The 6,875-nt window shown below is 51.5% G+C and carries 6 protein-coding genes; 5 read left to right on the forward strand and 1 reads right to left on the reverse strand.

Annotated elements, in window-relative coordinates; all coding sequences use genetic code 11:
• Positions 1–749 precede the first annotated feature (749 nt).
• A complete protein-coding gene (locus ACJROR_RS07495) occupies positions 750–1,385 on the forward strand; it encodes a rhomboid family intramembrane serine protease (RefSeq protein ID WP_406546578.1) in 636 nt (211 codons plus the stop codon).
• A gap of 324 nt (positions 1,386–1,709) precedes the next feature.
• Entirely contained in the window at positions 1,710–2,804 is a 1,095-nt protein-coding gene (locus ACJROR_RS07500) for a beta-3-deoxy-D-manno-oct-2-ulosonic acid transferase (protein ID WP_406546579.1), read from the forward strand.
• 249 nt (positions 2,805–3,053) lie between these two features.
• Here ACJROR_RS07500 and serC read toward each other — a convergent pair whose 3' ends face one another.
• Entirely contained in the window at positions 3,054–4,142 is a 1,089-nt protein-coding gene (gene serC / locus ACJROR_RS07505; protein WP_406546580.1) for a 3-phosphoserine/phosphohydroxythreonine transaminase, read from the reverse strand.
• Between the two features lie 389 nt (positions 4,143–4,531).
• On the opposite strand from serC, the gene ACJROR_RS07510 reads away from it, so the two are divergent.
• The 3 genes from ACJROR_RS07510 to ACJROR_RS07520 form a co-directional block, all read left to right on the forward strand.
• Entirely contained in the window at positions 4,532–4,819 is a 288-nt protein-coding gene (locus ACJROR_RS07510; RefSeq protein ID WP_406546581.1) for a hypothetical protein, read from the forward strand.
• On the forward strand, positions 4,816–5,106 hold the full coding sequence (locus ACJROR_RS07515; protein ID WP_406546582.1) for a hypothetical protein: 291 nt from the start codon (positions 4,816–4,818) through the stop codon (positions 5,104–5,106). Before ACJROR_RS07510 ends, ACJROR_RS07515 begins: the two co-directional genes overlap by 4 nt.
• Positions 5,107–5,934: 828 nt before the next feature.
• A partial coding sequence (locus ACJROR_RS07520; RefSeq protein ID WP_406546583.1) for a hypothetical protein occupies positions 5,935–6,875 on the forward strand: 941 nt, incomplete at its 3' end.

Here is a 6,875-nt window from a genome sequence, read left to right on the forward strand (position 1 = left end):
CCCTCTCAAGGAGCGTATGGCTGCTGACGGTGTTACCGACAAGGAACATTACAGAATTCCGGCAGAAGAAATCGCCGCTATGGAACAGCAGATGAATTCCTAATATCCTTAACTATAATCCTCCTTATTAATTTTGGCTTCCTTCCCGGAAGCCTTTTTTTGTTTTAATAAGCAGAAATTCCCCGCCCATCGCCCCCTTCCGGAGACAATCTCCGGACCTGGGTTATTATCTTCCTCCGGCCGGAATTCCGGTCTCCGGGAATTCAGAATTCCCGCGGCTCCGCAAACCTCATATTTTTAAGGATTATGCCGGTTTTTTATGATCCCCGGGCGCGGAATCAGGGGGAAAATCCTGAGAAACCTCCTGAGAAACCTCCTGATAATTTTAAGAGATTATCTCCGGACTTCATTATCATCTCCCGCTTAAATACCCTTTTGGTGAAATCCCGCCGCCCCCGATGACATCCACCCGCTCTATTGGAATCTCAGCCGGGTTTAATCCGGAGCGTGAAAGAATCCGGGAATGTATCCGCAATATTTCCCGCCGGGACTCCGGCAGCGCTCCCGGCGCCTCTCCTCAGGGCACCCTTTGAATCACAGCCTCCCTTTATAAATGGATCATCCCCCGCAAAAGGCTTATAATCCCGGGATACCGGGGTTTCCCGCTTATTTCGGGGAATAGAGAGAAACCGCCCTGCCGGCCCTGGCGCCGCGGGATCAGAATTATCAGAAAGCAGGATTCAGAAAACATGAAAGGACAGGCAATCAACATTATCGTATTCGCCCTCATCGCTGCCGCAAGCCTGGGATGCTCCTATTACCATCCCTCATTATGGAGTCTCAGCCCCTGGGATATCACCCATCAGCACCAGTACTGGGAATTCATTACCGGGAACTTTGCGCATTTCGACCTGCATCACCTTGCGGAAAACCTGGCCGGCTTCTTCATTATCTGGTTTTTCTTCTTCGCGGAATCCTGCGCCACCTGGGCCCACCGCCTGATCTCCTTCGCCGTGTCCGGTCTCGCCGTCACCTTAGGGATCTTCTTTTTCACCAACACTTCCGAATACGGCGGCATGTCCGGCGCCCTCCACGGCATGGTAACTGCGGCGGGACTCGCCCGGCTCCTTATCGAGCTTGACTGGAAGGGAGGCGTGATCCTGGCTGCCGTGGCCGCTAAAATCTACATCGATTTCAATCACCCGGAATTCGGCTTTGATGAAATCACCCGGAACATGTACGGAAACAACTTCCACTTCACCTCCCTGAATCAGCAGGTTAACGAGGTCTCCAACTATCAGGTATCGGCGCCGTCCCATCTTTACGGGGCCATTGCCGGCCTCGTTACCGGATTCCTCTTCTTTATCCATAATAAAAGAGGTTAACCCCCGAATCGGGAAAAGGCTGTTAAGGAAAAGGAGCCGGCAGCCAGAAGCCAGGGAAAGAGATAATCGGCCCGGAAGAGATCGCCGCATCATATCTGCGAGGATAAACAGAATCCCGGAGGCGCGGGATCTCTTAAGAGGAAAGGATGACTCCTTATTCCGCCCCGAGGACTAAGGAGAAAATGCGGCTTCCCCCCCCCCCCCCGGCTGCAGCGTCAGGAACAAAGGATTTCAGCTATGACCACCGCGCACATTATCATGGCCACCCTGTGGTAACGCCCCAATCACCCGCCGTTTCTTAAGGGATCACGCATCAGAGTACTGATGTTAAAAACCGCGCGGCGTTATCTTGATGCGGGCCGGATCGGGGAAATCTTCGCGGCGGGGGATCAGGCGGTGTTCTGGGGCGCTCTGGAAGCCAAAAACCCGGAGCTCCGGAGACTCGCTCAGGATCTCGTCTCCCGGGGCATCACGGTGGTACGGGCCGAGGATGCCTTTATCCGCTCCAACGGCCTCGGCTGCAACTATTACTATCCCTACTCCCTGGCCTTTGACGAAACCGGCATTTACTATGATCCCTGCCGGCCCTCGGATCTGGAAAGCATCCTCAGGCATCTCCGGGAACGCCCGGACTATCAGGATCTCCGCCTCCGCGGGGAAAAGCTCCGGGATCTTATTATTAAGGGCGGAATCACCAAGTACCGCTCCGGAATAACCCCAAAACCGGTTCCGGCAGTAACCGCTCTCCTCCGGGACAATCCCGGCAATTACGACAGGGTGATCTTCATTCCCGCCCAGGTGGATAACGATGCCTCGGTCATTACCGGGGGCCTTGGGTACACCAATATCTCCCTCCTCCGCCGGGTAAGAAAGGACAATCCCCGGGCCCTTATCATGGTAAAAATCCATCCTGACGTTCTTAACGGCCTCCGCGAGGGGCTTCCGGAGGCGGAGGAGCTCCAAAGACTGGCTGACTATATTGCCGCACCTGACACGGGCGCTCCGGATCTCGCGGAGATCGCCGATGAGGTGCACACCATAAGCTCCCTTGCGGGATTCGAAGCCCTGCTCCGGGGCAAAAAAACAGTGGTGTACGGGATGCCCTTCTATGCCGGCTACGGCCTTACCCGGGATGTCAGCATTGAGGACGGAAACGAAATCGCCCGGGCGGCTGCGCTCCGCCGCGGAAACTCCATACGGGATCTCACGGATCTCATTATCGGGGCCCTTCTTCTTTACCCCCGGTACTATAACTGGGATACCGGAGCCGCAGCCACGGCCGAGGAGATTGCGGAAACCCTGATGTCCCATCCTCAGGGCACGCGGTATCACCGGGTTTTTCAGGGGGGAGCAAGGATTTATGCCGGGATAATGAAGGTCTGGCGAATGCTTGCAGGAAGGAGCTCCCGAATGGGGTAAAAACTCCCCGAAAAGGATTCCTGCTCACCTGATGCCAAGGGAATGCTTTCAGGAAAAATCTTCCCGCTGATTTTCTTTATCCCGGGCTTCCCTCTTTCTGATTCCGGGGGAGGAAGATTAAGGGCCGCTTAAAACAATCCGCCTCTTTAATGCGAAAACCCCGCAGGGATCTGCGGGGTGCTTTCTTTTAAAGAGAGCGGACGAAAAAGACGCTCCCGTCTTCGGCATCGCTCCTGAAAATGCTCAGGCTCAGTGCCGGCTCTTAAAGGCCGCCATAAAATCAGTAAGAGCCTTAACGCCTTCCAGCGGCATGGCATTATAAAGGCTGGCCCGCATGCCGCCCAGCACGCGATGTCCCTTGAGGCCGCTGAGACCGGCTTCCTTGGCTTCCTTCAGGAAAGCATCGCTCAGGCTCTCATCCCGGAGATTGAATACCACATTCATGCGGGAACGGTACTGAGGATCCACCTTGTTCACATAATAGCCATCGGAAGAATCAATGCAGTCGTAAAGGAGCGCGGCCTTTTCCTTATTGCGCTGTTCCATGGCCTCGAGACCGCCGATTTCGTCCTTGATCCACTTGAATACCAGTCCGGACAGATACCAGGCAAAGGTATTCGGGGTATTGAACATGGATCCCTTGTCCCGGGTGATCTGGAAGCTGGACACATCCGGAGTGAACGGAGCCGGTTCCTTAATGAGATCATCGCGGATAATAACCACGCAGAAGCCGGAGGGGCCGATATTCTTCTGAGCGCCGGCATAGATAATGCCGTACTTGGTCACATCCAGCGGACGGGAGAGAATAGTAGAGGAAGCATCGGCGATCAAAGGAACGCTGCCGGTATCCAGGGGTTCAAAGATTTCGATGCCGTGAATGGTCTCATTCATGCAGTAATGCACATAGGAGGCAGCGGGATCCAGCTTGAGAGCATCCATATTGAGAGAATGCTGGCCCTTATCGTTCACGCATTCCAGCTCCAGGGCATTCACTCTGGTATACTTCTTTGCTTCCTTGAGAGCATAGCCGGACCAGGCTCCGGTATGGACATAGTCGGCAGAGCCGTCCTTGGAGGCCAGATTCATGGGAACATTGGCAAACATGCCCCGGCCGCCGCCGTGCATGAACAGCACCTGATAATTATCCGGAAGCCGCAGGATATCCCGAAGATCCTGAACCGCTTCATCGGCAAGAGCCTGATATTCCTTGGAGCGATGAGACATTTCGATAACGCTCATGCCCAGTCCGTTATAGTTAAGAAATTCCTTCTGCGCCCGGGCCATTACCGGTTCCGGAAGCATAGAAGGTCCAGCTGAAAAATTATAAACTTTAGTCATCTCAAAGCGGCCTTTGGAAAGTTGGAAATAAAGGTGTTCCTGCCTTTATCGCATCTGACGGACGCGGCGTACAGCCTGAATCCGGTCAATCACGGCGCAACGCAGCCTGCCCCGGGCAGAACTCCATAGCGGCTCCGGAGAAGCATCCCCGGCCCGAAAATTATATCATAATTGGCCGCGGCATTTTTAACCTTCCGAGAAGGCCTCCTGGCAGAAAAGCCCGGGAAAGCCGGGAAATGACAGGATCTTCCCGGCCCTGACGCGTAACGGTACCTCCCGATTCCGCCGGGCCCCAGCCGTTACCGCCCTCACTCTTCCGGCGCTTAGCATCCCGGCCGCAAATGAGGTACACTGATCCCGTGCCCAGGCGAAAAATGAAAGGAGCCGTCATGTCAGCAAAAGCCCCCCTTAATCAGGTAACGCTAAATCCGCTGGATCTCCGGGATCAGGAACAGTTTATCACCGCTAATCAAACCGCATTCAACTACGGAGCTCTGGAAGAATTCGGGTTACGAGACGATCATTTTGAAGAAGACGGGAATGTTATTTCGCGGGACACCATTCGGGAGGCCATTTCCGCGGGAACCGCCTTCCGCATCATCGCAGACGGCAAGCCCGCCGGCGGCGTCGTTATCAGAACCGCGGAAACCGGGGTTACCTGGATCTCCTCTTTGTGACTCCGGAACTCCACAGCCGCGGCATCGGCGCCGCAGCCTGGCAGGCTGTTGAAAGGATGCATCCCGAAATTACCGTCTGGGAAACCGTAACGCCTTATTTTGAAAAAAGAAACATCCACTTTTACATTAACCGCCTGGGTTTTCGGCTCGTGGAATTCTTTAACAGTCATCACCCCGATCCGCATGAACCTGAAGCCGAAGGCACCGGAAACAGCAGCTCCGGCCATAGCGGCCCTCCTGATGAAATGTTCCGCTTTGAAAAGGAGATAAAACTGCCATCACGCTGAAATCATCCGGTTTCCGGGAATTTTAAGATCGCCGGAACCAGCAAGGAAGCCACTGCCCCATGACGGGAACAAGACTCCTTTGATGACACCGGAATCCCAGGGGCCTCATGATTTCCGCCCCTGAGGTTCTCCCATGCCATTCCGGATTCCCGGCGCGCCTGCCCTCCCTTTATCCGTGGGATATTTGCGGGCGGTTCCGGTATTTTTCATTTCCGGTCATGCTGTCTCCGGTTTTCCGGCAGAAGAAAAGGTTTAATCCCCTTCTGTTCATAAAAGACCTCTGTCCTTAACCCGGGATCGCAGGGAGTATTTCAGAAATCAACGACATTTTCGGAGCCGGATATCCTCAAACTTACATATAGATTATAATCTGGTTATTTAAGTAACAGCAGCAGCACTGCTATCCGAAACATCTTAATTCATACAATCAGCCAGTCTCTGAAGTTCTCCCATAAAACATCTCCTCAATAAAATCACGCTGTGGATAACTCAGATGTCTGGACGCTCCCGAACCCAAAAAAGATATTCACAGTTAACCATCTTGCTGTCATCAGCTTCAAAACCCTTGTATTACAAAGACTTGTGCTGCTAATGTTATATTTTTGCGATCGGTTTTGGAACAGGATAATAACAGCCATCATCAGAATTAAAATTTTAGCACATCCGTTATACACAACTATAAAAAGTAAACTCAGCTCGTAACGAATTAGCATATTATCGCTATGATACACACATATTTTCACAACCTTAAAAGATAATGTTTTCCTGTTTACAGATGATAAATATCGTCTATACTATGAAACATCGTTTTTTCCATCAGGTAGTATCATGGCCAAAAAGATATTAAAAAACCGGCGGCAAGCCGAGATTGCAAAAGAAAAGAGTCAAAGACTGCTTTGTGATTCCGTTTTTAAGCTCCTGTTCAGTGACATGGAGAATGTCATTAAACTCTATACTGAGCTAAGCAGCTCAGCTGACAAGAACAGCAACAAGAACAGCAAGATCTCCATTGAAACTCTCACCGATATGACGCTGTCAGCTTCGCTGAGAAACGATCTGGGGTTTTCTGTCACCGTCGGGAAGAAATCCCGCCTTTATCTTGTGGAAGCTCAGAGCACCCCTTGTCCCAATATCGGGCTCAGAATGAATGAATATCTTGTCAGCACCTACCGGCAGTATATTCATCGCCATAAACTGAAGAATTTGCGTTACAACAAGCAGAAAACAATGCATCTTCCGGCCCCAGAATTCTATGTCATCGCCTCTTACGATTACGGGCCCAGCAATCCCCGGAAAAAAGAATATGCGTTTTCTGAAATGTTTGACAGTATGCCAAAAAGCAAGTACGACTTTACGGTCTTTGTAATCAATGATGAAAACAAAGAAACAATTACAGGCCAATACATCGGTTTTTGCAAAATTTATAAAAAATTCAGCAAAAAGAGACGATCTGACATAAAATCAAAAGAGGAATGCGGTATGAACAACAAGACGACCAGCGATCAGACCAACAACCAGACAACCGATGATCGGACGATTATGCGCGAGGTCATTGAAGAATGTCAAAGCAAGGGATACCTGGTATCTTTTCTTGAAAAGCACCGAAATGAACTGGAGAACATCATGATTGAAGAAATGGAGTACGCAGAATCTTTCGATGAATATATGGAAAGATCCAACAAAGAAGCCGTTAAAAAGGCCGAACCTCGTATCGCCAAAGAAGCCGTCAAAAAGGCCGAACCTCGTATCGCCAAAGAGGCCGTCAAAAA

Origin of the sequence: Succinimonas sp. (assembly GCF_045225735.1) — a bacterium.
Taxonomy (GTDB): domain Bacteria; phylum Pseudomonadota; class Gammaproteobacteria; order Enterobacterales; family Succinivibrionaceae; genus Succinimonas.

Excerpts from the sequence above, each read along its gene's own strand:
- ACJROR_RS07495 (WP_406546578.1), top strand. The coding sequence starts at position 750 with ATGAAAGGACAGGCAATCAACATTATCGTATTCGCCCTCATCGCTGCC.
- ACJROR_RS07500 (WP_406546579.1), top strand. The coding sequence starts at position 1,710 with ATGTTAAAAACCGCGCGGCGTTATCTTGATGCGGGCCGGATCGGGGAA.
- serC (WP_406546580.1), bottom strand. The coding sequence starts at position 4,142 with ATGACTAAAGTTTATAATTTTTCAGCTGGACCTTCTATGCTTCCGGAA.
- ACJROR_RS07510 (WP_406546581.1), top strand. The coding sequence starts at position 4,532 with ATGTCAGCAAAAGCCCCCCTTAATCAGGTAACGCTAAATCCGCTGGAT.